The organism is Vibrio sp. T13N (assembly GCF_032970445.1).
In the GTDB taxonomy this organism is placed as follows: domain Bacteria; phylum Pseudomonadota; class Gammaproteobacteria; order Enterobacterales; family Vibrionaceae; genus Vibrio; species Vibrio diabolicus.
In genome coordinates, this window is record NZ_JAWJYE010000051.1 from 1 (window position 1) to 1483 (window position 1483).

Genomic DNA, 1483 nt, shown 5'->3' on the forward strand with positions numbered 1-1483 from the left:
ACCTCTGATCAATGGGATTGGCTATACCCTGCATTTTATGAAGCCATAAGTAAGCATGGTAGCTCCATCTGGCCTAATGTTGAAAAACACTTACTTGGACAGACTGGCATAGAGAAATTCCGACTGGATAGCTTCTTAAGAAGTAGTCGACATGGAAGAAAAGTAAAAAACAATATAATCACTCTACTACCAATCGAAACTGTAATGGAATGGGCAGAAAAAGATGAAGCTCTGTTGATCTTAGCTCGCACTGTTTCCTTATTTGATACGGTGAATGACTCTACCAAGCAAGTCACACCTCTTTTATTATCCCTCATCGAAAAGTTCGGGGATAAGGAAGAGTTTTTGCGAGAGATAATGGCTAACTACCATTCTCGCTCATGGTCAGGCTCGTTATTACCGATTCTTGAGTCAGATCTCGAGATCATTAAACCGCTATGTTTACACACCAATCGGAACATTAGCTCTTGGGCAAATTCAATGTGTGAGGACATTTCAGAGTCAATATCTAGAGAACAACGGCGCGAAGATGAAAGCATAATGTTCCGTTCGTGATGAAGAGGCAGCAATAGGGGCAGTACATTTTGATGCCCCTAAACTGACTCCAAGCTCCAACTCGTTTAGTCCAAGTAAGTGTTAGCAAGAACACTCCTCGCATCTTTGTATCTTGGCGTACTTTAGTTAGTAGTTTTTTAAACGTATAGAGATAAGGGGTTATTATTTTAAAGCTACACATTTGCTACATTGACTTATGAGTGTGGATTAATTATTTGATATAAATATATGTTTTTATGATGTATTTTAATTTTGTTTTAACCCCTTAATGCGGCGTTATGGCTCACAAGGTAAGTAATCTCAGAAATGAAGGTTGTTCGCATCAAATTTACGGTATTATGCAAAATTGACTAAACTGTAGTTACTTATGCTTATACCAACTAATACACCTTCTTCCTCAAATGTGTCTTGCTCAAACTGCCAAGCATGCTGCTGCCGCCTTGAAGTTATGATTATCTCTGATACTGGAGTGCCAGAAGAGTTCATCATACGCGATCAGTATGGCGGTGAAACAATGATGCGATTAAATGATGGTTGGTGTGCTGCTTTAGACAGAGACACTCTAATGTGCACAATATATGAAAATCGTCCTTGGATATGCCGCGAATTTGAAATGGGTTCTAATGAGTGCTTAGATGAACGTGTTAAGTTTTTATAAAACAATAGGTTATTGCCTTTGTTTGTTAGTGGGTCGTTAGCCATAACAAAGCGTTTAAGGCAGATTCGCAACGCGTGGCATTTTCAGTTCAAGTTAGTTTTTGTGTTTACGGGGCAATGGTTTAGGTTAGGTGGTAGCGTTGCTCACTACTTAACGCGGCGTTAAATTCTTGAGGGTTTATGAGAGCATTTCGAAATGTATCAAAAGGGGTGCAGGGTAGCCTCAAATCACTTTATTCCGCTCTAGACAATAAAACGAACGAGAGCATTG

General features: G+C 39.4%; 2 protein-coding genes. Both read left to right on the top strand.

All coding sequences use genetic code 11. The features are described from left to right. Positions 1 to 555: hypothetical protein (locus R2S67_RS22690; RefSeq protein ID WP_317347165.1), on the top strand; the 555-nt coding region annotated here is incomplete at its 5' end. Positions 556 to 922: 367 nt separating this feature from the next. Beyond that, complete coding sequence (locus R2S67_RS22695; protein WP_317347166.1) at positions 923 to 1213, top strand: YkgJ family cysteine cluster protein; 291 nt, start codon at positions 923 to 925, stop codon at positions 1211 to 1213. Positions 1214 to 1483 lie beyond the last annotated feature (270 nt).